The sequence below is a fragment of the Pseudomonas sp. CFII64 genome (assembly GCF_000416235.1).
In the GTDB taxonomy this organism is placed as follows: domain Bacteria; phylum Pseudomonadota; class Gammaproteobacteria; order Pseudomonadales; family Pseudomonadaceae; genus Aquipseudomonas.
In genome coordinates this window covers 206,966-231,036 of sequence record NZ_ATLO01000028.1, presented here as the reverse complement: position 1 = coordinate 231,036, position 24,071 = coordinate 206,966, and the positions used below count along the sequence as shown (strand labels likewise).

Annotated in this window: 22 protein-coding genes; 16 read left to right on the top strand and 6 right to left on the bottom strand. The window is 58.8% G+C overall.

All coding sequences use genetic code 11. The annotated features are described in order from the left end of the window. Nucleotides 1-64 precede the first annotated feature (64 nt). The 9 genes from CFII64_RS13980 to CFII64_RS29770 all read left to right on the top strand — a co-directional run bounded on the left by CFII64_RS13980 (nucleotide 65) and on the right by CFII64_RS29770 (nucleotide 5,691). The gene (locus CFII64_RS13980; RefSeq protein WP_003180418.1) at nucleotides 65-310 is read left to right on the top strand and encodes a ferredoxin family protein; all 246 of its coding nucleotides are present in this window, start codon (nucleotides 65-67) and stop codon (nucleotides 308-310) included. A 149-nt stretch (nucleotides 311-459) separates the two neighbouring features. After that, nucleotides 460-1,854 (top strand): ABC transporter substrate-binding protein, encoded by a 1,395-nt coding sequence (locus tag CFII64_RS13975; protein ID WP_020291438.1) that lies wholly within the window; start codon nucleotides 460-462, stop codon nucleotides 1,852-1,854. A 71-nt stretch (nucleotides 1,855-1,925) separates the two neighbouring features. Then, complete coding sequence (locus CFII64_RS13970; RefSeq protein ID WP_020291437.1) at nucleotides 1,926-2,708, top strand: ABC transporter permease; 783 nt, start codon at nucleotides 1,926-1,928, stop codon at nucleotides 2,706-2,708. Next, entirely contained in the window at nucleotides 2,708-3,556 is an 849-nt protein-coding gene (locus CFII64_RS13965) for an ABC transporter ATP-binding protein (RefSeq protein WP_020291436.1), read from the top strand. Before CFII64_RS13970 ends, CFII64_RS13965 begins: the two co-directional genes overlap by 1 nt. After that, the gene (locus CFII64_RS13960) at nucleotides 3,553-4,533 is read left to right on the top strand and encodes a HEAT repeat domain-containing protein (RefSeq protein WP_020291435.1); all 981 of its coding nucleotides are present in this window, start codon (nucleotides 3,553-3,555) and stop codon (nucleotides 4,531-4,533) included. Before CFII64_RS13965 ends, CFII64_RS13960 begins: the two co-directional genes overlap by 4 nt. After that, nucleotides 4,530-4,823, top strand: coding sequence for a gamma-butyrobetaine hydroxylase-like domain-containing protein (locus tag CFII64_RS29335; protein ID WP_020291434.1), 294 nt, complete (start codon nucleotides 4,530-4,532; stop codon nucleotides 4,821-4,823). Before CFII64_RS13960 ends, CFII64_RS29335 begins: the two co-directional genes overlap by 4 nt. A gap of 218 nt (nucleotides 4,824-5,041) precedes the next feature. Next, nucleotides 5,042-5,293 carry a hypothetical protein gene (locus tag CFII64_RS30250; protein WP_020291433.1) on the top strand — a complete coding sequence of 84 codons (252 nt, stop codon included), beginning with the start codon at nucleotides 5,042-5,044 and terminating at the stop codon, nucleotides 5,291-5,293. 54 nt (nucleotides 5,294-5,347) lie between these two features. Then, complete coding sequence (locus tag CFII64_RS30245; protein WP_256208084.1) at nucleotides 5,348-5,542, top strand: sigma factor-like helix-turn-helix DNA-binding protein; 195 nt, start codon at nucleotides 5,348-5,350, stop codon at nucleotides 5,540-5,542. Then, nucleotides 5,539-5,691, top strand: a complete 153-nt coding sequence (locus CFII64_RS29770) for a hypothetical protein (protein WP_020291431.1) — start codon at nucleotides 5,539-5,541, stop codon at nucleotides 5,689-5,691. Before CFII64_RS30245 ends, CFII64_RS29770 begins: the two co-directional genes overlap by 4 nt. A 1,812-nt stretch (nucleotides 5,692-7,503) precedes the next feature. Here the strand turns inward: CFII64_RS29770 and CFII64_RS29765 are convergent. Then, complete coding sequence (locus tag CFII64_RS29765; protein ID WP_156883182.1) at nucleotides 7,504-7,839, bottom strand: hypothetical protein; 336 nt, start codon at nucleotides 7,837-7,839, stop codon at nucleotides 7,504-7,506. A 56-nt stretch (nucleotides 7,840-7,895) separates the two neighbouring features. Then, nucleotides 7,896-8,645 carry a GntR family transcriptional regulator gene (locus tag CFII64_RS13930; RefSeq protein ID WP_020291427.1) on the bottom strand — a complete coding sequence of 250 codons (750 nt, stop codon included), beginning with the start codon at nucleotides 8,643-8,645 and terminating at the stop codon, nucleotides 7,896-7,898. A 136-nt stretch (nucleotides 8,646-8,781) separates the two neighbouring features. Here CFII64_RS13930 and CFII64_RS13925 point away from each other — a divergent pair, with 136 nt between their 5' ends. The 4 genes from CFII64_RS13925 to CFII64_RS13910 all read left to right on the top strand — a co-directional run bounded on the left by CFII64_RS13925 (nucleotide 8,782) and on the right by CFII64_RS13910 (nucleotide 13,816). Beyond that, a complete protein-coding gene (locus CFII64_RS13925; protein ID WP_020291426.1) occupies nucleotides 8,782-9,621 on the top strand; it encodes an ABC transporter ATP-binding protein in 840 nt (279 codons plus the stop codon). Continuing rightward, nucleotides 9,618-10,619 carry an ABC transporter substrate-binding protein gene (locus tag CFII64_RS13920; protein WP_020291425.1) on the top strand — a complete coding sequence of 334 codons (1,002 nt, stop codon included), beginning with the start codon at nucleotides 9,618-9,620 and terminating at the stop codon, nucleotides 10,617-10,619. Before CFII64_RS13925 ends, CFII64_RS13920 begins: the two co-directional genes overlap by 4 nt. A 13-nt stretch (nucleotides 10,620-10,632) precedes the next feature. Beyond that, the gene (locus CFII64_RS13915; protein ID WP_020291424.1) at nucleotides 10,633-11,382 is read left to right on the top strand and encodes an ABC transporter permease; all 750 of its coding nucleotides are present in this window, start codon (nucleotides 10,633-10,635) and stop codon (nucleotides 11,380-11,382) included. A 61-nt stretch (nucleotides 11,383-11,443) separates the two neighbouring features. Beyond that, entirely contained in the window at nucleotides 11,444-13,816 is a 2,373-nt protein-coding gene (locus tag CFII64_RS13910) for a hypothetical protein (RefSeq protein ID WP_020291423.1), read from the top strand. 267 nt (nucleotides 13,817-14,083) lie between these two features. Here the strand turns inward: CFII64_RS13910 and CFII64_RS13905 are convergent, their stop codons facing one another. Genes CFII64_RS13905 through CFII64_RS13890 form a run of 4 tightly spaced genes read right to left on the bottom strand, consistent with a single transcriptional unit; the run spans nucleotide 14,084 to nucleotide 18,605 of the window. Next, nucleotides 14,084-15,679, bottom strand: coding sequence for an ABC transporter substrate-binding protein (locus CFII64_RS13905; RefSeq protein ID WP_020291422.1), 1,596 nt, complete (start codon nucleotides 15,677-15,679; stop codon nucleotides 14,084-14,086). 58 nt (nucleotides 15,680-15,737) lie between these two features. After that, a complete protein-coding gene (locus CFII64_RS13900; RefSeq protein ID WP_020291421.1) occupies nucleotides 15,738-16,742 on the bottom strand; it encodes an aldo/keto reductase in 1,005 nt (334 codons plus the stop codon). A gap of 25 nt (nucleotides 16,743-16,767) precedes the next feature. Next, the gene (locus tag CFII64_RS13895; protein ID WP_020291420.1) at nucleotides 16,768-17,619 is read right to left on the bottom strand and encodes an ABC transporter permease; all 852 of its coding nucleotides are present in this window, start codon (nucleotides 17,617-17,619) and stop codon (nucleotides 16,768-16,770) included. Further along, nucleotides 17,616-18,605 (bottom strand): ABC transporter permease, encoded by a 990-nt coding sequence (locus CFII64_RS13890; RefSeq protein WP_020291419.1) that lies wholly within the window; start codon nucleotides 18,603-18,605, stop codon nucleotides 17,616-17,618. Before CFII64_RS13890 ends, CFII64_RS13895 begins: the two co-directional genes overlap by 4 nt. Nucleotides 18,606-18,880: 275 nt before the next feature. On the opposite strand from CFII64_RS13890, the gene CFII64_RS13885 reads away from it, so the two are divergent. The 3 genes from CFII64_RS13885 to CFII64_RS13875 all read left to right on the top strand — a co-directional run bounded on the left by CFII64_RS13885 (nucleotide 18,881) and on the right by CFII64_RS13875 (nucleotide 24,043). Then, complete coding sequence (locus tag CFII64_RS13885; protein ID WP_218187603.1) at nucleotides 18,881-20,116, top strand: acyl-CoA dehydrogenase family protein; 1,236 nt, start codon at nucleotides 18,881-18,883, stop codon at nucleotides 20,114-20,116. Between the two features lie 134 nt (nucleotides 20,117-20,250). Next, the gene (locus CFII64_RS13880; protein ID WP_156883181.1) at nucleotides 20,251-22,788 is read left to right on the top strand and encodes a TonB-dependent siderophore receptor; all 2,538 of its coding nucleotides are present in this window, start codon (nucleotides 20,251-20,253) and stop codon (nucleotides 22,786-22,788) included. 88 nt (nucleotides 22,789-22,876) lie between these two features. Beyond that, complete coding sequence (locus tag CFII64_RS13875) at nucleotides 22,877-24,043, top strand: LLM class flavin-dependent oxidoreductase (RefSeq protein WP_052026628.1); 1,167 nt, start codon at nucleotides 22,877-22,879, stop codon at nucleotides 24,041-24,043. The last annotated feature ends 28 nt before the right edge of the window (nucleotides 24,044-24,071 follow it).

Genomic DNA, 24,071 nt, shown 5'->3' with positions numbered 1-24,071 from the left:
CCGGTAATGCAGTTAGAGCAACACCCCCGACAGAGAGAGCTAAAAGCTCCGAGGACACCGTGCAATGGCTTATCAGCCCCAAGAAATTTTCTTTCGTTCCAATGCGCCGGTCACGGTGGATGAAGACAAATGTATCGCCCACAAGGGCTGTACGGTTTGCGTCGACGTCTGTCCGATGGACCTGTTGGCGATCAATCCCGCTACGCAGAAGGCCTACATGGCGTTCGACGAGTGCTGGTATTGCATGCCTTGCGAAAAGGATTGTCCCACCGGCGCGGTAAAGGTCGAAATCCCTTACTTGCTGCGTTGAGTCATGTTGCTCGTCCAGTCGATCCGCCTGGCCGTGCAAGAAGCTATCCGGCAACCCCCGGACGCCTGAGCAATCGCCCCCTCGTTTCCCACCGCGACCAGACCGTGGCGGAGACGAATAACTATCAAACTGATTCGAGGGGATACCCCATGTTATTGCGTGCAACGCTGGCCGGTTTTGTCCTGGCCTCATTGACCTGGTCTGTCCAGGCAGAAACCATCCGTATCGCTATCGGCACTCAGGACACCACCATCAACTGCGCCGCTGGCGGTTTGATGATTCGTGAGTTGGGGTTGCTGGAGAAATATCTACCCCACGATGGCCAATACAAGGACGCCAAGTATGAAATCGAATGGAAAAACTTTACCAGTGGCGCGCCGCTGACCAACGAAATGGTCGCCGGGAAGCTCGACTTCGGAGCCATGGCCGACTTCCCGGGTTCGTTCAACGGCGTGGCATTTGAGGCCGCAGGCAAACATAGCCTGTTCATCAGTGTGCTGTCCGGCAGCACCAAGGGCAGCGGCAACGGAATCGTGGTCCCGAATAACTCATCCGCACAATCGCTGGCTGACCTGAAAGGCAAAAGCATCTCGGTGCCGTTCGCCTCCACCGCCCATGGCATGTTGCTGCGGGCTGTTGCCGCTCAGGGTTGGGACCCGCTCAAAGACGTCAATATTATTGCCCAGGCACCGGAAGTCGCAGGTTCCGCGCTACAGGCGAACAAGATTGATGCCCACGCCGACTTCGTGCCTTTTGCCGAGTTGTTCCCGAATCGAGGGTTTGCTCGCAAGATTTACGACGGCTCGCAAGCGGCTGCCCCGACCATGCATGGTGCGCTGGTGGACGAAAGCTATGCCAGGAAATATCCGGAAGTTGTCGTCGCTTATTTGCGCGCCGGTATCGAGGCCAATCGACTGCTGGCCGCTGAACCAGAGAAGTACAGCGAACTGATCGAAAAGGTTGCCGGGATTGAAGCCGAAGTGAATTACTTGTTCCACGGTCCGCTGGGCGTACAGACCCGTGATCAGACCTGGAAGCCTGAATATCGTCAGGCGGTGGGAACAGCCATCGACACCTTGAAGCTGATGAAGAAGGCGGACCGTGGGCTGGACCTCGATAAATTCATTGACGATCAGTACATCCGTGTGGCGTTCAAGGAAGCGGGGCTGGACTACAACGCCCAGCTTGCCAACTATGCCCCGTCGCCGCTCAAGGCCAACGACGCCGGGACCGGCAAGCCCATTACTGACTTTACCCGCGTTGCGCAAATCTGGGTGAAAGGTGAGCCGAAGGTCCGTCATTACGCATCCCCCGAGGCCGCGTTCACAGCCCTTGAAGAGTTGAAGAAAGACAGCAAGGAAATTCGCGCCGTATACGCCCAGGCTCAGGACAGCGGCATCAAGCTGCTCGCCAATCAAGCATGGTTTGCCAGTGACAGCAAAGGCCAGCTCAACGCCTTCCTGCTTAAGGGGCAGGCGCAGCATTTCGCTCAGGCCCACGGTGGCAAGGTGGTTGATTTCAATCAGGCAATCGCTGCCCGGTAAACAGGGCCGGCAGCACCTGCAACAAGTCTGTTTGCTGCGCGAAGGTGCTGTCGGCAACAAGAGGGGGATGTATGAACGCATCACTGTTGCGCTGGATCCCGCGTGCGGGCTCTTTGCTGCTCTGCCTGGTGTTCTGGCAATTGGCAGCCAGCTATCACTGGAATTTGCTGCTGGTGACCTTCAGCAATGTGCCCACGCCATTGGCAGTTGTTCAAGCCGCCGTGGGATTGCTGGATTCCGGCAAGTTGGGCGAGCACCTGAGCGCCAGCCTGAGCCGGATTTTTGCCGGTTATGTGGCGGCACTGGTCATTGGTGTCAGTCTCGGCGTGGTGATCGGACGCTCGAAGTGGGCTGAAGATCTGTTGCTGCCGCCGCTAGAAGTGCTGCGGCCGATCCCGGCGGTGGCCTGGATCCCGCTGGCGATCCTGATGTTTCCCTCGTCGGAGTTGTCGATGGTGTTTATTACTTTCACTGGCGCTTTGTTCCCCATCCTGCTCAATACCATCCATGGCGTTGAAGGGGTGGACCCGCGTTTGGTTGCTTCGGCCAAAAGCCTTGGGGCAGGGCGCTGGGCCATGTTGCTTGAAGTGATTTTGCCGGGTGCTGCGCCCAGCATCATCACCGGCTTGGCGATTGGCATGGGCACGTCCTGGTTCTGTCTGGTCACTGCGGAAATGATCTCGGGTCAGTTCGGCATCGGTTACTACACCTGGGAGTCCTACACCCTCCAGAACTACGCCGATATCGTGGTCGGAATGTTGCTGATCGGCGTGCTCGGCATGGGCAGCAGCCTGCTGGTCAAACACTTGGGCGGCTTTTTTACCCCTTGGCAGCGTCCGCAAGGAAAAGCCTGATGAACTCACTGAACAATCCTGCCGGGCGGATCGATATCCGAGATTTGTCCATTGTGCTGGGCGAGCAAAAGCACGCTTTTGAAGCATTGAACGGGCTGGACTGCCAAGTCGCACCGGGCGAGTTTGTCTGCATTCTCGGGCCGTCCGGTTGTGGTAAATCGACCTTGCTGGGGGCTTTGGCCGGGCACCTGAAACCGCAGCAGGGCACCTTGCAAGTGGACGGTCAAACGGTGCTCGGGCCTTCGCCGCAAAGGGGCATGGTGTTCCAGCACCACACGCTGTTCCCCTGGCGCAGCGTGCGCGACAACATCGCTTTCGGGCTGAAAATGAGCGGTGTCAGCAAGGCCGAGCGCAGAGCCTCGGCCGATGAAATGCTCGCGCTGGTCGGGCTCGATGGATGTGGCGATCGCTGGCCCGATCAGTTGTCGGGCGGGATGCAACAGCGAGTCGAAATTGCCAGGGTGCTGATCAATCGTCCACGCCTGTTGTTGATGGACGAGCCATTCGGGGCCCTCGATGCGCTGACTCGCCTGAAGATGCAGGAATTGCTGTTGGACATCTGGTCGAGCATCCGCACCACTGTGGTATTTGTCACCCACGATATTGATGAAGCGTTGTTCCTGGCTGATCGCCTGTTGGTGATGAGCCCTCGGCCGGGGCGGATCATTGAAGATCTGCAACTGGATTTTCCGCGCCCGCGCCTCACCGAAATAGTTACCACGCCTGAATTTTCCCGCTTGAAGCGCCATTGCCTCGAGTTGCTGCGTCACGAAGAGGGCCGGGCGTTACCACGCCTGACCCCCCTCGGACTTCCCCTTGAAAACAACCGGCCGCGATTCGCCATATGACTGAACTGACTGATACACACCACATCCTTGATGATGTCGATAACCCGGATATTCAGGATCTGCGTTCGCGTCTGGAGGACCTTGATCCCGGGGTGCGGCGCATCGCATTGATCGATCTGGCAGATTTTGAGGATCCGGACGGCCTGGCCTGGCTGGTCAATCGGCTTCGTGTCGATACGGCTGCCGAAGTCCGGGGCGAAGCCGCGCGTTTGCTTGAGGCGTGGGAGGACATCGAGGTGGTTCAGGCGCTCTGCGAAGCGCTGACCGATCCAGAGCCAAGTGTCCGCGCTGCTGCCGCGCAAAGTCTGAGTGTGCTCAAGAGTGAAGATGCCGGGCGGGTGATTCTGCCGTGGGCGACGCATGCCGAAGCCGATGTGCGCGTCGCAGCGTTTCGTGCCTTGCGGGAGTTACGCCTGGGTGAAGCAGCGCCCGCTGCGATACAAGGCTTGCAGGATGCCGATGCCAGCGTGCGTCGTGAAGCGGTTGGCGTTCTGGGCTGGTTGAAAAATATCGACGCGTTGCAAGTGCTCGCACAACTGGCCAGCACCGATGCCGACACCGACGTACGCCGCGCCGCAACCGGCGCATTGGGGTTGGCCAGTGACGAGCGGGTTTTGCCCGCATTGCGCCAGGCCTTGCTGGACCAGGCTTGGCAGGTGCGCGAGGAAGCGGCAACGACGCTGGGCAAGGTCGGCCGACAGGAAGCGGGCCCCGCACTGGTTGCGGCCCTGACCGACGACTATTGGCAGGTGCGTTTGCGGGCGACGCGCAGCCTGGGGCGCTTGCGTTATCTCCCGGCGTTGGCGGCGCTGATCGAAACCTTGAGCCACAGCATCAGCAATCTGCGCAAGGAAGCTGCATTGTCGTTGGGAGAACTCGGCGACAAAGGCGCGCTGGCCGCACTGCACGCGGCGCAGGAAGACGGTGATCCGGAAGTGCGCAAAGCGGTACGCATCGCGCTGGCCCAACTGCAATGACCGCCGCCCCTGAAGCAATTGGCAATTCACAGCGTACTGGCCAACTGCGGCTGAACTGGCGTGAGGGTCAGGTTCAGTTGCTCGGCCATGCCCTGCTTCGACGTCACTGTCCGTGCTCGCAATGCCGGGCGTTCCGCCTCAGAGGCATGAATCCTCTGGTTTCGCCTGATATTCGTGTACTTGAGGTCAACCCCCAGGGATATGGCGTGCAACTGGTGTTCAGCGACCAACACGAGCGGGGCATCTATCCTTGGGCATATTTGCAGGCTTTGAGGCAGGAGCCAGAATGACGCGGAGTTCACTGTCGCGTTAATCAGCCAAATGGGCTTTTAACAGTTCCTCAGCCAATCAATCGCCAGCGTGACGCTGGTGTGCGCAGCACAAAGCCTGAGTGAATAGTCAAACGGCCCCGCAGAAACGACTGTAATGGTAACGATTTGCGTTTGAGGTGCGCGCGTCCGCCGCACCCGTTCATGGGTTTTTGCTTTTTGACAGTCTGAGGCGTTTCATGTTGCTCCATGAAACCGATTCGATCGTTTCTCTCGATCTTTTGTATGGCCCTCATCGCGGTTGGCCGCAGGGCTGGTTGCGACGCTCGATTGAGTGCTCCCAGCAGGCGGCGGATCTGGCCCGTCTGTTGGAGCACGGTCAGCCGATCAGCGCCCATGCACCGCGTGCGCTGTTGGTGCGTATCGCCCGGGATCTGATGATCGACCCTGGCATCGCGACGCATTGGAACGAGCCTATCTTGAGGCACTGACGCAGTTGCCCGAGGCCAGCCATCCATTACCTGAGGTCCCCATGAGGCGTTGCAGTGCGTGGAGCGCATTGCGCGTTGCTTGACGGTCTCAAGCCGGCGGTGCGCGAAGTATTTCTCCTGTATAAGCTGGGTGACCTGAGCCATGCCCAAGTGGCTCAGACGCTGGGCGTTTCCAGTCGTACCGTTGAGCGGCATGTGGCGAGCGCCCTGATGCATTGCTATCGAGTGTGCTTTGAGGCGCCGCAATGAGTGCGGCTGCCAAGCGCCTGCCGGAGGAGGGAATCATCCGCACGGCCATCGAGCGGCAGATGCGGTTGCGGGCCAACGCCAGCAGCGCCGAGTTGCATAAGCAGTTGCACGAATGGCGACGTCGCGACGCCCGGTATGAGCTGGCATGACAATGCTTGCAGCAGATTGGTGACTTGTTTCAGGGCAGCCAGTTGCCTGATGCCGCGTGCACTATTCCGCTCTTACGATGGGCCAAAGCTGATTTGACCCGTCGACACATACTGAAATTGCTCGACCTCGGTTTGGCTGCGGGTGGTACAACGCTGTTGATTACGACAGTGGCGCTGGCTTGACGCAGCGACTTTGTCACAACCACTGGCGAGCGTCGTCGGGTCGCTTTGGATGGTGCTGAGCTGGTTCTACACGCCGGCAGTGCCGTGGACGTCCCGGGGCGCGAGTGGCTGCCGCGATCGGGCAAGGTGCTGGTGAACGGCGCCGACTGGCTTGTGCGCTGTCGTTTCGCTGGGTGTCAGGCGACGCAGGCGAGGGCAGTGCCGCGTGAGCGCGGTGGCTACAGTGAAATCCATGTCGAGAGCGGCTAGGTGTTGATTTCCACCCATTCGGGCAACGCCGTCGGCAGGTATGCAAAGGGTCGGCACTTAAGCAACGCAGATGACGGTGTTGGGCAAAGGGCCGCTTGGCCCTTTCGCCTGGACTCGGGGCCTGTTGCTGGTCAACGATATTCGTCTGGTCGATTTCCTCGCTGAGGCGGGTCGTTATCGCCAAGGTTGGTTGGGCTTCGATATACGCCCCTTGGTGAAAATGCAGCTGCTGCGAAAATCTCTATCTTACGAGTGACCAAGAAACATGCATGTTAGAACCGTGGTATACGATCTTATACAACAAAGAAAAGACACACATGGGCTGCTAGGCTCTGTTCACTCTGACAGTGATGTCTAGCGTCAAGATCTGGAGCAAATTTGGCACCGTCAGTAGATTTTGAACATCCGGCCAAAAGATAAATTCCAGATCACTCATATCCCCCTCGGAAGCCTCGTATTATTGAGTTTCTTCTGTTGGGAAAAAATTTCGATAACTTCCTTTTCTCTTTAGGCTTTGGATTTCCTGTCAACGGCTAATCTCGCTGCGCCTGGCACAGTCAAGGTGGATACGTTCAGTAGAACCGAAACCGAAGTAATGAGCGACTTGGCTCTCCCCCTCAGGCCAGGTTGGGTACCGACGGATCTAGCGTTTGTTCCGACGGTGAACCTCGCCGACCACGGCTCCATCTTAGAATCCCGGAGGAGTCGGCATACACCCTTCACTATTTGGCGAATCGCGGACCTGTCTCAGGCTCGACGGGGCTGCTAAGGCGAAGAACAGGATAACCTCGGACTCTATCTGCAAGCCGTCCTTAGCATGGGGGAAGTCGCGCGGACTGACGCACTGATTGCCATCTCCGGCCTGTCCGAGCCGATTGACCGCTATTACACACGCCTTGATGCCGGAGTAAGCCTGCCGAAGCCAACGCCGCTGTTACCCGACACGCTGCGTTATATGAACCTGAAGGCACAGTGCCGCCACCGGTGGACGACAGTCACTCTTACGCAGTTGGACATCGCTTTCCACGCTAGTGACAGCCTGGACGATGGGCTACTGGCGATTAAGCAGGATGTTGCGGCGAACCCGCATGATCCCAAAGCCGCGAGGGCTCGCTGTCTTCGCGACGCCCTACAGCGATAGCGTGGTGGCGTTCTATGTCTTCCGCGCATGCTCTCCAGCACGCGCAATGAAGTGGCTGGTCGGTTCGCTCAGGGCATACCGGCGCAGACTGGCAAGCCCGCTGCGTTGTCGTGAGGCGCATGATAGAAGCGTGGCAGCAGCCCTACAACTTCACCGCCATCGTGTTCCCGGGCTGAGGCCGGATTTCCCATGGGTCCAGTATGTGGGGCGGCGCGAATCAACACGCTGTAGTGGAGCGTTCAGTCGGCGTGCCAACGACTGACGTGCTTCCAGCCGTCAACCGGCAGCGGATTGACGGCCTTACCCAGCACATAGGCCGATTCGGGCAGCCGCACGATGCCGTGCCCACGAGCATCACAGCGTGCAACAATGATCGCGCCGACCTGACTTGTGGACCCGGTGGCACGTTTCGCACCATGAACCAACCCATGCTCTAAGCTGGCCGATACTGCGGCTTTGACCTTCTTTTCCTGTTCAGTGGGTGCGGATATCGACGCCGTGAGTCGGGTTCCAGCGTTGCAATCTGTCGCGGCCTTAGAGTCACCATTGATGGGTTGACTGTGGGCGCAGAACATTGCCGACACACCCGGATAGTGGCTTGGCGGCCGTAAGTATCTCTCGACGTGCATGATCAATCAGCCTGTGCGGGTCTGGACTTGAAGACGCCACTGAGGACAAAGGCATAACGTTCTGGGCGGATGTAAAAGGTCGTACGGTCACAGCAGCGGCCGTCGGCAAAGTAAGAGGTGCGCTCCATGACCAGCAGCGCGGCGCCGCGTTTGACGTTCAACGCGCTGGCCAGACTTCTGTCGGCTTCTTGCGCACGAATCGCCAGGTCAGCGCGGGTGACCGCCAGGCCGGTGGTCGATTCCAGAATCGAGTAGATCGGTTGATGTTCGACTTCAGTCCACACCACGCTGGCCAACTCGACGGGTAGATGGCTGCGTCCCAGGGCGATGGGCTCGTCATCAACGAAATGCAGTCGCTCCAGCAGCAGGCAATCGTCCGCTGCGTCAAACAAACCGCGCAATGCCTCCGGGATGGGCTGCAGCTTATGGCTGATTACCTGCATGCTCGGTTCGAGTCCTTGCAGTAACAGCGCCTCATGAAAACTGCGCAACGCATCCAGGCCGTGCCGAACCTGTTTGGCAGCAACGAAGGTGCCTTTGCCTTGCTTGCGCTCCACCACGCCGTCGTCGCTGAGCTTACCCACCGCAAGGCGCACCGTGACGCGGCTGACGCCAAAGCGTTCGCCCAGTTCGGCTTCTGAAGGCAACTTGCCGTTGGGCTCGTAGTCGCCGCGTTGAATCTCTGCCAACAGCTGATGGGCGATCTGTTCGTAAAGCGAGGTCGTGCTGTCGCGAAGAATGGACGTGGACACTGTCAGTTTTCCATGGCCTTGGAGTTGGGCGGCGCGCCTTCACTTCTAAGGTTATAAGAATAGGTTATTGGGATAACATGTATTAATACGTATTATATCAGGCATTCCTATTGTAATCGACCTGACGACACTTGCCATGCCCGAAACCACTTCTTACGCACCGCAGCAAGCCGATGCGCTGACAGTCGATGACATCAGCTTCAGCTACCCCAACGGGCATCGGGTGTTTACCTCTTTCAGTCTGAACGCCAAGCCCGGCGAGTTCGTTGCGATCCTGGGGCCCTCCGGCTGCGGAAAAACCACGTTGCTTAATTTGTTGTCAGGCTTCCAGCAACCACAGAGCGGTCAGATCAGTATCAATCAGACGGCGGTGTGTCCGGAGCGTTCGGAGTTGGGGTATGTGTTTCAGGCGCCGCAGTTGTTTCCCTGGTTGAGCACTCTGGAAAACGTTCGTTTTGGCCTACGCATGACGGCCCGACTCAGCGAGGAGCAACAGCGTGCGCAAGCGTTGCAGTATTTGCGCCTGGTTGGTCTGGAAGGTGCGGCACAGCGCTTGCCCCATCAGCTGTCGGGCGGCATGCAGCAACGCGTCTCCCTCGCCAGGACATTGGCATTGGAGCCCAGCGTATTGCTGATGGACGAACCCTTCGCCGCGCTGGATGCCATCAGCCGCAACAGCATGAATGAAGAGACTCTGCGGATCTGGGCCGAGCTGGGCCAGACGGTGCTGTTCATCACCCACGACATCGACGAAGCGGTCTTTTTGGCCGATCGGGTCATCGTGCTCAACATCGCCCCGGGCGGTATCCATAGCGAACTGGATATTCATTTGCCGCGCCCGCGTTCCAACCTGAAGACCCGTCGCCTGCCGGCCTTTCTCGATTACCGCAATGAGCTGATGGAGCGCATTTCCCACGTCATGGGAGCGCCTGAAGCCATCGCTAACCCCACACGTCAACCCGAGTTAACCGCATGATCAAACGTTCGCTGCTTGCTCTTTCCTTGTCTGTTGCCGCATTGGCAAGCAGCACATTTGCCGTGGCCACTGAGGAGAAAACCCTGCGTGTGGGTTATGTCTTCGCCATGGCCAATGCGCCTGCGTTGATCGCCGACAAGCAGGGCTACTACCGCGAGGAAGGCTTGAATGTCGACCTCAAGGCCTTGGGCGATGGCCCGGTGATCCAGCAGGCACTGGCTGCGGGTGAATTGGATGTTGCCTATGTCGGTACGCCGCCGGTGTACCAATGGTTCTCCCGAGGCCTGCAAAGCCGGATTCTGGCCAAGGTCAATTACGGGCAAGCTGCGGTGATTGTCGACGCCAAGAGTCCGATCAACAACCTGGAGCAGCTCAAGGGCAAAAAACTCGCTGGGGTCAAGAAGGGCAGTGGCATGGACGTGCTGTTGCGCGGCTATGTGCTGAAAGAAAAAGGCGGGCTCAACCCTGACAAGGACCTGGACATCATTGACATGCCGCCCGGCAATATGAACGCGGCACTTGAGCGTGGCATTGTCGATGCGGCGTTTACCTGGGAACCCTTCGTCAGCCAGGCGTTGCTGCGTGGGTCGAGCCGGATTCTGCTCGACGTCAATCAGGCGCTGCCGAATTACCCGTGGTACGTGGTGATCGCGCTGCCCAAAACCTTGCAGGAACGACCGGACGACGTGGTCAAGCTGCTGCGTGCCCACCGCAAGGCCATCGCGTTCCTCAACGAACATCCCGACGAGTCGAATCGCATCATCGCCCAAGCATTCAAGCTTGAAGCGGTACAAGGTGCCGATGGCAAGACCATTGCCCCGGAGACCATCGTCGCCCAGGCGCGGACGCGATTGGGCTGGTCGGCTGACTTGCAGGTTGCGGACATCCAATTCATCCAGCGTCTGATGAATTACTCCCACGACCTGGGCTTTATCGACACCACGCTCAAGACCGAGCAGATCGTGGATACCTCCTACCTGGAAAAAGCCTCGCGCTGAGTCAGAGCCTGTCATGTCCTTGCCAAAACCGAATTGGGGATGGGCCTCGCTGCCAGTCCTGCTGTTGATCTGGATGGCCCTGGCCAGCCGTTTTCCCACTTACATCCTGCCGCAGCCCTGGGATGTCGCGCGCGAAGCCATGCGCTGGTTCGGCGACAGTTCGCTGTGGCAGCACCTCTGGGCGAGTGTTCTTGAAGAGGTTGGCGGTTTTTGCGCAGCGGTGATCGTCGCGATTCTGTTGGGCACGGCCGGAGGCTTGTCTTCGCGGTTTCGCGATTTCATCTCGCCGCTCAACAGCCTGTTCATGGCGATCCCTCCGATTGCCTGGGCGCCGTTGATCATGATCATTTTCGGCCTGGGTTATGTCTCCATCGTGCTGGTGATTTTCATCGCAGCGGTGTTTCCCATGGCGGTGACCATTCAGGAGGGCGTCCAGAGTATTCGCGGCGGCGAAGTCCGCGCGGCGCGCACCTTGGGCGCAAATCCCTGGCAACTGCTGGCTCACGTTTATCTACCCGCCTCACTGCCGTTCGTGACGGCGGCCTTGCGCATCGGTTTCAGCCAGGGCTGGCGGGCATTGGTCGCCGCAGAAATGATCGGCGCCTCCCAGGGCATTGGCTGGATGGTCTCCACCGGCGGGCAGATCGGCAACAGCAGCCAGGTGCTGCTGGGCATCGTGCTGATCGGCCTGATTGCCTGGCTGATGGAGAGTTTTGTGTTCCGGCGCATCGAGCGCCACTACCAGAAATGGCGCGTGCAGTAAGCATCGTCCTTTGCCTTCGATCCCCTTCAAACCTTCAGTGGACCACTGCGCGAGGTGTCATGTGAGTAACGTTTTCGATCCCCGGGAAGCCGGGTATTACATCGCCCCCCAAGGCCTCTATGAGCGCAACAAGAAACGCCCGTTCCTGGGTAGCATTGATTGTGACCGGCACACGCTGATTGCCGGGCAATGGGATGAAATTACTCTGGTCTACGAGGTCGGCGGCAGCGGTCTGGCGGATGGCGCCTGGTTGAAACTGGCGTTCAAGTTCTACTCCGATTGGGCACTGTTCCAGACTTCGAATCCGGCCGGTCCCAACTACGTCAGCGCCGAGTATCAGGCGGGTGAACTGGTGCCCGGGCAGAGCCAGGCCACCGTGCAGCACCTGAAAGTACGCTTCGACCAGAAGGGCCATGAACGGCCGTTTCAGAAAGCAATCATCATCGACATCATCGACGGCTATCTGAATCCGGGAGACAAAATCACCATTCGTTTGGGTGATCGTCGTCAGGGCGGCGCGGGGACGCGGGTGCAGAGTTTCGTCGAGAAAGACTTCCGATTCCGGCTATTCATCGACCCGCTAGGCAGCTCGAAATTTGCCGAGGTGCCAGGCGATCCGTTGCTGAATATCGTGCCGGGACCGGCACAGAGTGTGCAGCTGATTGTGCCGCGCCTGGTCAGCGCCGGTGAGGCGTTCGATGTGTTGCTGCGGGTGGACGATGCCTGGGGCAACACTTGCCGCAACCTGCCGCTCAATGGTGTCCTGACCCTGGTGGCTCCTGAAGGTGGCGAGCGACAACAACCGTTTACCCTGGCAAATGAGGGTTGGGCGACGGTGCGGCTCAAGGGTTTTGACCTGGCGGCCGTAGGTGAGTGGCGATTGTCCGCCGAGGTGCAGACGCCTGGAGTGCGTGGTGCACAGGCTTTTGTCACCGTCGATCCGGCGGGCACCGCATTGCGCCCGCTGTACGCCGACCTGCATGTGCACTCCGATGACACCGTGGGCACCAACGACACGCTCTACAACCTCAGTTATGGTCGCGATGTCGCCGGCCTCGATGTGCTTGGCTATACCGCCAACGACTTCAATATCACGGAGCAACGCTGGGATCAGGCGGTAAATCTGATTCACGAACTCAACGAACCCGGCCGCTTCGTTTGTTATCCCGGCACCGAATGGTGCGGCAACTCCTGCGCCGGCGGCGACCGCAATGTAGTGTTCCTGCATGATCGAAAGCCCGAGTTTCCTTTCGACAATCAAGGGCGGTTGGTGCGGTCTTTTGAGTGGAACGAGTTTACTGCCGGCACCATCAAACCGGGCGCCTGGCCGGTGGACGAGTTGTACGCCGCCTATGCCAAGGACCCCGAAGGCCATCTGATGATGCCTCACGTCGGTGGGCGCCGTTGCAACCTCGACTGGCATCACCCGGAGCTGGAGCGCTTGATTGAAGTCGGCTCGGCCTGGGGGCAGTTCCATTGGGTCTACGCCGAAGCGCTGCAGCGTGGCTATCGCGTCGGTGCCGCCGCTAATAGCGATGAGCACCAAGGCCGTTGCGGCGGCGGGGTTCCCGCCACTGCCGTGTTTGGTTCTCGCGGCGGGCTGACCGGTGTCGTTGCCGATTCGTTCGATCGATCAAGTGTCGGTAAGGCACTTCGCGCACGTCGCACCTTCGCCACCACCGGCGAGCGTTCATTTGCCAGCCTGAGTCAGGGGCAGCACTTTATGGGTGAAGTCTTCACGGCCGATTCGGATGCCACGTTGGACTATCGATTGCTCGGCGAGGCGGGCTGGGAGCAGGTAGATCTGTTCGATGGCGATAAACTGCTCTGGTCGCGCAATCTGCATCAGGAGCTGGGTTTTTCCGCCCAACGCATCAGGCTGCGTCTGGGGGGCGCACGAATCAAGGACCGTTATCGCGGCGCTTACTGGACCGGCGAGATTCGGGTGACGGGCGCGGTCATCAACGGCTTTCGTGCTTTGGGTCTGGATCATCCCGAGCAAACTGTCTGGCGCAAGGACGCCACGAGCCTGGCCTTTCGCACCGACACCAACGGCGACACCGACAGTATCGAAATCGACCTGTCACAACTGGCCGGCGCGACGTTGCAGATCTGCAGCCGCATCGACAACTACATCAAGGTCGGCGACCCCTCCGAGCCGCAACCCTACGTGCACGCGCCGACGGTACGGATGGAGCTGTCCGGCGAAGAGCTGCTGGCGCAATCACAAGTGATCGAAGAGTTGCCGGGGGCCGAGTTGAAGGTTTCTCTTGAAAGAACCACCGCTGCGCCACTGCCCCGTGATCTGCAAGGGAAGATCGAACTGGCGGAGTTGAATCTGCAACCGGGTCGCGAACATCCCTTGTTCATCTGTGCGCGTCAGCGGGATCAGTCCAGAGTATGGACTTCGGCGTTGTTCCTGACGCTTGCCTAATGTCGCAGTTGAGGACAATACCGCCGTTGGCGGTTGCGGTTGGCGATATTCGGCGGTTGGGAGTTGGCGGGTGATTGGAGGCGGTTGAAAGTAACCGTCCAGCCCGCACGCCATCGATGAAGCAGTCGAAGCCGATAGGCTCCGAATACCCTGGGTATAAGCCTGAAGACCTTCCTGCTGAGTTTGCCAAACACCATGTACACGTCAAAGTCAGCCTCACGCTGCACCTTGCTTCCAGGGATGCAGCGTGATTTATCAGGCGCGATTTCAAGACTTGAAATAGATCTCGGCCGCGTTGCTTCCCAAACCTTCGGCGCCGACAAAAAAATTGTTCACGCGCTTATCGTGGACTATCGGGTTGACCACAGTCGAGATGCCCAGATCCGGCAGATCCTCCACAATGATTTTTTGAAACTCGGCGAACAGTGCAAAGCGCTGCTGCACATCGGTCTCCACCGCAGCGGCTTCCAGCAACTGGTCCACCTTTGGATTGCTGTAATGAGCGCCGTTGGAGAACGGTACGCCTGGCTGGAAATTCTTCGACCAGTACAGACGCTGCACACCCACCGTTGGATCGAACAGATTGCTCATGCCATTGAGGGTGAAGTCGAAATCGCGGTCGGTGTAGACGCGTTTGACGTAGGTCGCGAAGTCCTGCGAACGCAGGGTGACTTGAATCCCGATTTTGGCCAGTGCCTGCTTGATGTAGTCAGCGGTACGCCGGTAAGTTTCCGGACCGGGCAGCGGGTCGAGTGTCAGTTTGAAGCGAGTCCCGTTGCTGTCGCGTGGCAGGCCTGCGTCGTCGAGAAGTTGATTGGCCTTGGCAACGTCGAACGCATAGCGCGGCAGGTCGGCGACGTGGAAGTTTTTCATCTCCGGGCTGATCGGCCCGTACAGGGGTTGGCCATAGCCGAGGAAGATGGTCTTGCGAATGAACTCCAGGTTGATCGCGTGGGCGATGGCGGCGCGTACCGGTTGCTTTTGCAGATACTGATTGTCGAGGTTGAATTCCACGCGGGTAATGCCGTTGGTATACGGTTCGCCGCGATCTTCGATGGCCAGGCGCGGGTTGGTTTTGATCCGCTCGATGTCGCCGAGCGGAACGCCCCCGGTGGAGATGTCGATTTCTCCGGCTTCCAGGGCGGCCACGGTCGCTGCCGAGTCGGCGATGAAGCGCACGATGATGCGGTCCAGGTAGGGCTTTGGTGCGTCCCAGTAATGAGGATTGCGTTCGAGTATCACATGGCTGCCGCGCACCCATTCCTTGAACACGAAAGGCCCCGTACCAATGGGCGCGGTGGCATTGGGGTGAGTTTCCGGACGTGCATCGCCATAGATGTGTCTGGCGACAATGGGTGATTCGCAGGCCGCCAGTGCGGTGAGCAGGTAGGGCGCCGGTTTGCTTAGCTTCAGCTGCACCAGATAGGGGTTGATGGCAGTCACGCTGGCGAGGTTGGCAAAGGTCGCCCGACCTCTGGGGTTCGAGGCCTTGAGTGTCTGCAACGAGTACACAACGTCATCGGCAGTGAAGTCCTTGCCATCGTGCCATTTCACGCCCTGGCGCAGGCTGAACGTGTATTCCAGGCCGTCGTCGCTCTCGGTCCAGGCGGTGGCGAGTTGTGGCTTGGGCTTGAGGTCCAGATCGTAAGTCAGCAGGCCCTCGGTGACTTTGCCGGTGATGTACACCGCCGCTCCGGCGGTATGGGTCAGGTTGACCAGGATCGGCGGCTCGATGGCGATGTGCAGTTTCAGCGTGCCGCCGCGCACCGGCGGCTCGTCGGCGAAGGAGAATCCTGGGGTCAGCTGCAAAAGCGTAGTAGTGGCGCTGGCGTAGACCAGCAGCTGGCGTCGGGTCAGGCTCATGACAGGTTCCGGTTCAGTTATGGGGCCGGGAGCCGGACCCATGGTGCGAGAAAGAGGGTTAGCGCGGGGTGCGGCCTTCCACCGGGTGGCCCGGGTCGGTGAAACCCAGAGTCGAGGTGTGGCCGGGGCTGACCAGACTGTCGACGAAAGCCTCGTCTTCGGCGCCGATTTTTACTTGAAGCGCACGTAGATACTGGTCCCAATGGGCTTCGGTCCTCGGTCCTGCAATGGCCGAGGTCACCTGCTGATTATTGAGTACCCACGCCAGGGCGAAGTCCGCCGGGGTAATGTCACGTCCGTTCAGGTGTTCCTGAATTCGTTGCGCCACGACCAACGATTCAGGCCGCCATTCGGTTTCCAGTACGCGCTTGTCGCTGCGACCGACCCGTGAGTCTGCGGACGGCGCCACATCGGGCTGGTACTTGGCGGTCAGCACGCCACGGGCCAGCGGGCTGTAGGTCACCACGCCAAGGCCGAAGTGATTTGCCGCCGGAATCTGCTCGGCTTCGGCGGTGCGGTTGACGATGTTGTACAGCGGCTGGCTGGCCACCGGGCGGTCGATCCCCAGTTCATCCGCCAGTTGCGCGACTTCGGCAATGCGCCAGCCGCGAAAGTTTGATACGCCGAAGTGGCGCAGTTTGCCTTGATGGATCAGATCGGCGATGGCACGTACGCCTTCGCCTAAGGGGGCATCAAAGGTGGCGTGATGAAAGTACAGCACGTCGATGTAATCAGTACCCAATCGACGCAGACTGTCCTCAACCGACTGAATGATCCATTTGCGTGACTGGCCGCCGACATTCGGCCGTCCTGCGCGGGAGTAACCGAATTTGGTGGCCACCACCCAGTCGTGACGATTGGCCTGGATGGCCCGGCCCACTACGCTTTCTGACTGGCCGTCGTGATACACGTCAGCGGTGTCGATGAAGTTGATCCCTTGATCGAAGGCCTTGGCGATGATGCGATGTGAGGTTGCTTCATCGGTCGGGCCACCGAACATCATGCTGCCCAGCGTAAGGGGGGAAACCTTCAGGGCGCTGCGGCCCAGATAGCGATATTGCATGTCGTGCACTCCTTGAAAAGCGGGATTACTTGCGGCCTTGGGCCTGGGTGGGATTGAACGCGTCGGTCAGGCCGTCGCCGATCAGATTGAAAGCCAACACGGTGAGAAAGATCGCCAGGCCTGGAATGGCGGTCAGGTACCACGCGGTGCGTATCTGCTCGCGGCCGCTGCCGATCATGCTGCCCCAGCTCACCTGATTCGGATCGCCCAGGCCCATGAATGAAAGTGCCGACTCCATCAACACCGCCGAAGCCACCATGATCGAGGCAGTGACGATCAAGGTTGGCAAGATGTTGGGCAGCACCTCGCGCAGGATGATGCGCACATGGGTATAGCCGACGCTGCGAGCCGCGAGAATGTATTCACGTTCGCGGATCGAGCGCACTTCGGCCCGCACCAGTCGCGCGACCGTGGGCCAGGAAATGATGCCGATGGCGAAAATCAGGGTCGGCACCGATGGTTGGGCAATAGCCACCAACGCCACCAGCAGCACAAAGCTGGGCATGGTCTGGAAAATCTCGATCAACCGTTGCAGCGAATAATCGATCCTGCCACCGAAGTAACCGGCTGCCGCACCAATGGCCAGCCCAAGGCTGACGCCGAACAGGCTGGCGAGAATCCCGACTTGCAAGGAAACACGGCCGCCATGCACCACGCCTGCCATGACGTCGCGGCCCAAGGCATCAGTGCCCAGCGGGTAATGCCAGTCCTGTCCCGGCCATAACAGCGCATCGGCCTCCATGCCCAGTGGATCGTCGGGATAGAACAGCGGAGCGGTCAGGGCCAACAAGACGATGGCGATCAGGAAAATCAACCCGCCCAGCGCAGTCCGATTGCGTAAGAAGCGTCGCAGCGCCTGGCTGCGGCTCGCGCTCATCGACGGCTCCGGATGCGCGGATCGAGCCCGGCTTGCAGCAGGTCCACCAGAATGTTGGTAATGATCACCAGCAACGAAGAAATCAGCAGAATTCCCAGCAACACGTTGTAGTCCCGGGCCATCACCGCGTCATACGCCAGCCGGCCCAGGCCTGGCAGACTGAACACGGTTTCGATGACCACCGCGCCCCCGAGCATGCCGCCAAAGTGCAGGCCGGCCATGGTGGTGATGGGCAGCAAGGCATTGCGCAGCACATGCTTGAAGGTGATGACCCAGGGCGACAGGCCTTTGGCGGCTGCCGTGCGCACGTAGTCCTGCGCACCTGCTTCGAGCATCGATGCGCGTGTCAGGCGTGCATAGATCGCAATGTAGATCAGCGCCAGGGAGCTTGCCGGAAGCGCCATGTAGCGTAGGCTGTCGAGCAACGCTGGCCAGCCCTGCAAGTCCGAGCCAATGGTGCCCGCGCCCCCCGTTGGCAACCAGCCAAGCTTGACCGAAAACACCACGATCAGCATCAGTCCAATCCAGAAACCCGGGACCGAATAGAAAAACTGGGAACACACCGATAGCACGCGATCCGGCCAGCGCCCGTGCCAGTTGGCCATCATCATGCCCAAAGCGATACCCACCACCAGCGAGAAAAACAGCGCGAGCAGCATCAGGGTCAGAGTGGTGCCCAGCCGTTGCGAAATAAGCGCTTCCACGCTGGAGCCGTAGCGCGGCGAGTAACCCAGATTGAAGTGCGCCAGATTATTCAGGTAGGTCCAGAGCTGCACCGGTATCGTTTGGTCCAGGCCAAACTGCGAACGCAGGGCTGCCAGGCTTTCCTGGGTTGCCGAGCCTGATTCACCCGCCATTACATCGGCGGCATCGCCCGGGGCCAGTTGCAGCAGGAGAAAGTTGATCAGGAGAATGCCGAGCATGGTCGGCAAGGTATGCAACAGCGTGCGCCAAAGTGCGCCGCCGAATGTCAGCAAAGTCTTCATTGAGTATTTCCATCAAGTGCGACGCTATTAACCGATTGCTTATAACCTTTGTCAATAAGCGAAGAAGTTATAAGGTTATGCGCGTCTGGGTATATATGCATAGATAAAAAAGATATACGCCGCGAAAGTCTCCGTGATTGACGGCTTGGGGGCGGATGATTACTGTCGCTACCACGTTGATGGCAAATGTGTAGTTAGATGCGTTTATACCCGATGGTTATAGCGACTGCCCGAAAGGGCGAGGCGATTTATCTGATTAGTTAGATGAGGCAAGTGTGGCGCTCAATCAAAGTATTAATATCGGTTCTTCTGCAATCGACAGGTCAGATGTTTTAGGCGTGCTGCTGGCGCGTATTCCTGCTTTGGTCAAGGAAATTGCCAGAGACGCCTCCAGACGCGATCTGGAGCGTGAGTTGCCATTTGCCGCATTCGCCCTGATCCGCGAGGCCGGTCTTGGCGCCTTGCGCATTCCACGTCAATGGGGCGGGCCGGGTGGCAGTGTTGTCGATTACATCGATCTGATCGCGACACTGGCCAGCGCCGATCCCAATGTCGCCCATGCACTGCGTTCGCATTTCAATTTTACCGAAGCGGTCATCCACAGCGCGGACAGTGCGGAAAAGCGCGATTACATCAGCAAGATTCTCGATGGCAAGCTGTTCGCCGGGGCCCACACCGAAGTCGGTGCGCCGCTGGGTACAATCCTTACCCGTCTGACACGCGTCGGTGATCATTACCGTTTGAGCGGGAAGAAGTGGTATGCCACCGGCTCCGCTTACTCTGACTTTCTGTCTTTTTCCGCCATCGATGACGACGGCAAGATGGTCTCTGTGCTGTTGCCCGCCGACCGTCCGGGGATCAATGTGCTCGATGATTGGGACGGCATGGGTCAACGCCTGACCGCCAGCGGCGGCATTTTGCTGGACAACGTCGAAGTGCTCGCCAGTGAACTCAAGACCCGCAGCACTCACGCCGATGTCGGGCGACATTGCTCAAGCCTGCGCCAGTTGCATCTGGCGGCCTGTGCGGCCGGTGTGGTGCGTAATATTCGCGAGGACGCTATTGATTACGTGCGCAAACAAGCGAGGGCGGCGATGCACAGTTCCGCGCAAATTGCCCGGGATGATCCGTTCGTCCAGCAAGTGGTGGGAGAAATCGCCGCCAATGCCTATGCCGTTGATGGGTTGATCGCTACGACTTCACGTATTCTCGACGACAGTTCGCAAGCGTTGTTAGCGACTGCCGAAAACCTGGATCAGCAACTGATTGATGCCTCGATCAGTAATGCGCAAATGCAAGTGGTCATTGCAAAACTTGCTCTGCGCTCGGCAGAGATATTGTTTGAAGTTGGCGGTGGTTCTGCCACTTCCCGAAAATATAACTTTGACCGTCACTGGCGAAATATCCGCACTGTATTGAACCACAATCCGTTGTTGCATAAAGCTCGTGTGGTGGGTGACTTCTATCTCAACGAAACCACTACACACCTCCGAGAAGGACTGGTGTTTTAAGTCCCTGTCGCACGATGAGTAACACCGACACTATTACGCGCAAGGCCTTACACGGTAGCGCTTTTCATAATCCTTGTTCAATGGCCAGGAACAACCACCACGCCAGCAATAATTAGATTTTTGCAGGTAGTCGCATGAATGCTCGTTTGAATTCCCCACGTTCGCCCCTCGCTTCAATGGTGTCTATTGGCGTGATGACGCTGTGCGCAAGTGCAGCAGTGCATGCCGAAGATTCAACGGCCGCGCCCAACACCGCGCAAGCCAACCAGAGCACCGATGCGCTGGAAACAGTGGTGGTGACCGGATCACGTGCCGAAAAACGCACCGTTGCGCAAAGCCTGGCACCGATCGATGTGATCAGCGCCGACGACCTGGCGCGCTCAGGCAAGCAGAACTTGCGTGATGCGCTGGCTGCGCAAGTACCTTCCTACACCAACGATGCAGGCTTTACCGGCGCTACGGGCATTGCGGTGAAGTCGGCCACCCTGCGTGGCTTGGGCGGCAATGCGGTGCTGGTGCTGATCAATGGCAAACGCCGGCATAACACGGCGCAAATTTTTCACCAGTCGTCTTCGACCTCCAATGGCCAGTCCCCGGTGGACCTCGATCTGATCCCGGTCAGTGCCGTTGACCACATCGAGGTACTGCGCGACGGCGCCGCCGCGCAGTACGGGTCCGACGCCATTGCCGGGGTGATCAATATCATCCTCAAACGCAATAAAACGGGTGGCCAGGCGACTGCAATCTACGGTCAATACGGCCAGCGTGAAGGAGGCAAGGGCAACTTCGGCGCTACGGGTGAAACCTTGATCAACCAAGGCTTCGAGCTGCCAAATGATGGCTTCTTCACCCTCAGCGGAGACGTCAAGGTTCAGGAGACCAGCAACGTCGCTGGCGCGGTGCCTGATCGGACCAAAATCTATTCCGGCAACGACCCTCGGGAATACGGTGAAAGTCGTAATCGGCAAATCATGGGTCAGCCCCGTGCCCAGACTTACAACTTTGCTTACAACGCCGAGTTGCCGCTCAACGATGAGCTCGACTTCTACTCCTTTTCCACGTTCAGCCATCGCGACTCGACAGGCTTCGGCACCTACCGTACGGCCAACTCGGCGCAGAACATTCCGGAAGTCTATCCGGACGGTTTTCTACCCAAGTTCCGTTCAGTGGAAGATGACCTGCAAGGTGTATTCGGGATCAAAGGCAAGGACGTATTGGGTTGGGATTGGGATCTGTCCACCAGTTATGGCCGCAACGACGTCCAGTACCACAATGACGACTCGCTGAACGCTTCTTTCGGTCCGGCCAGCCCTACAGACATCGACAACGGTCAGGCGATTTTCACCCAGTGGACCAACAACCTCGACATCAACCGCGCATTTGATACCGGTCTGTTTGACAACCCGCTGCATGTGGCCAGTGGTCTCGAGTACCGGGTCGACGGCTACCAGATCCGCAAAGGCGAGTACGCTTCCTACGCCGACGGCGGCTACGTCTACCCGGTGGGTTCGCCCAATGCGGGCAAGCGGCCAAGTTCGGGATCGGCCGGGTGGGGCGGTTTCAGTCCTCAGGCAGCAGGCAGCTGGGATCGCAGCAACACCGCGGGTTATGTCGACTTCACGCAAAAACTCACTGACAAATGGGAGTTGAGCCTGGCCGGACGTTTCGAGCACTACAGTGATGTCGGTGACACCACCAGCGGCAAGCTGTCCACCCGTTATCAACTGACACCGACCTTCGCGCTACGCGGCGCCATCAACAATGGTTTCCGCGCGCCGTCGCTACAGCAACAGTACTTTTCGTCGAGCACATCGGCGTGGAGCGCAAACCCGGTTACCGGCGTGCTGAGCCAGAACATCACGACCTACGCACCGCCAGGTTCGGCAGCGGCTACGGCGCTGGGTTCCAAGGATCTGAAACCGGAGAAGTCGCGTAACTACAGCGTTGGCTTTGTCGCCACGCCGGCGAAGAATCTCGACGTTACGGTCGACTTCTATCAGATCGATATCAAAGACCGCATCCTGCAGACCAGCGCCTTGAGCGGGGTGAATGACGCCAGTATCGCGCGGCTGCTGGCCAACGCCGGGCTGGACACTAACCAGAGCGTCGCCTACTACGGCAACCTCGCCGATACCCGTACACGCGGTATCGATCTGGTGGCCGACTACCGTACCGCGTACGGGGCTTATGGTCGTGGCAAATGGACCCTGACCAGCACCCAGAGCCTGCAGGAAATCAAAGGCATCAAGGAACCCGATTCCCTGGCTGGCACCGGAGTACAGGTCCTGGGTCGCGACAAGCAGGGCAACCTGACCAGCGCGTTTCCGAAGAACAAGACTGCTTTATCCCACACTTGGTATATCGACGATTTCGAAGTCTCGCTCAAGGAAACCCGCTACTCGGCAGTCACCGGCAAGAGCTACTACAACGCCAATCGTGACGAGAAGGTCAAGGCTGCGTTCATCACCGACCTGGACGTTGGCTACAACGTCACCGATCAGCTCAAGGTTTCGGTGGGTGGCTTGAACATTTTAAACGAGCGTCCGGAACAACTGAGCGAGCAGGCCAAGCTGTATTACTTCATGCCGGTGGATAACCCGGCGTTGAGTTGGTACTCGCCCTACGGCGTAGACGGCGGCTACTACTACGCCCGGCTGGATTATTTCTGGTAAGTGCGGTTCTCGTAAGCGCGGTGGCGGGCAGCCATTTCAAATGGCTGTGCGCCCAGCCTTTCATTCGCCTGATAACAAGGACACCGAAATGGCTCAGCCACATCTCAACCCTGAGTTCGAACGCTCGGCATTTCCCACGCCTCTGGACTTCGCCGACAGCCCATTGAGCAAGGCTCTCAAGCAACCCTTGTTGCTGGGGGTGTTTCTCAACATGCAGGACATTCGCCTGACTAATTACCCGACGTCCAATACCTGGACCTTTGATTACAACGCCAGGATTGTGCAACAAGCCGAAGCCTTGGGTTTCGAGCTGGCGTTCAGCCGAACCCAGTGGCTGCCCAAAGGCGGCTACGACGGCGAAGCTTCACTGGATTCGTTCATTGCGTTGGGCGCCATGGCGGCGATTACCAAAAGCATCATGTTGGTGTCCACCATCCACGTGCTGTACGGACCTCTGCATCCGCTGCACATTGCCAAGTACGGCGCCACCCTGGACCACATCGCCAAGGGTCGATGGGGTATCAATATCGTGACCGGTCACCGTCCCGTCGAGCACGAGATGTTCGGTCGGCCACAGATCGAACACGATGAGCGCTATCAACTGGCGGGTGAGCTGTTCGACGTGCTCAATACCCTCTGGAGCAGCCGCGAGAATTTCACCTACGAAGGCCAGCACGGCTGGAAGATCAAGGATGGCTACATCACGCCCAAACCCTTGTACGGGCGTCCGGTGCTGGTCACTGCCACCGGTTCCGAAGCGGGTATCGATTTTGCGGCCAGTCAGTCCGATCTGATCTTCATCACTAATTCATCGGGCGCCGGCATTCGCGAAACACTGGAAGACATCCCGGCCCACGTCCACAAGATAAAAGCGCGCGCCAGTCAATTTGGTCGTGATGTGCGCACCATCATCAATCCGATCATTGTCAGTCGCGATACCGAAGAAGAGACCCGGCAATACCTGGAAGCCATCGTCGGCAACAAGGTCCCCGGCACTTTTGGCAACCACAAGGCCTATGCCAGTGACGCCCATGCCTGGCGTGGCCGCGCAGAAGGTTCGCGCAATACCGGACTGGGCCTGGGCGGCAACATCGAAATCATCGGCACCCCCGAACAAGTGGTCGAGCAACTGGTGGCGCTCAAGGCCGCCGGTATTGATGGTGTGCAACTCAACTTTCACGATTTCGCCGTGGACCTCGCGCATTTCGGCGAACGCATCTTGCCGCTGTTAAAAGAAGCCGGCCTGCGCGTCTGACGCGCGCCATAACCCCATCAGGAGCAGA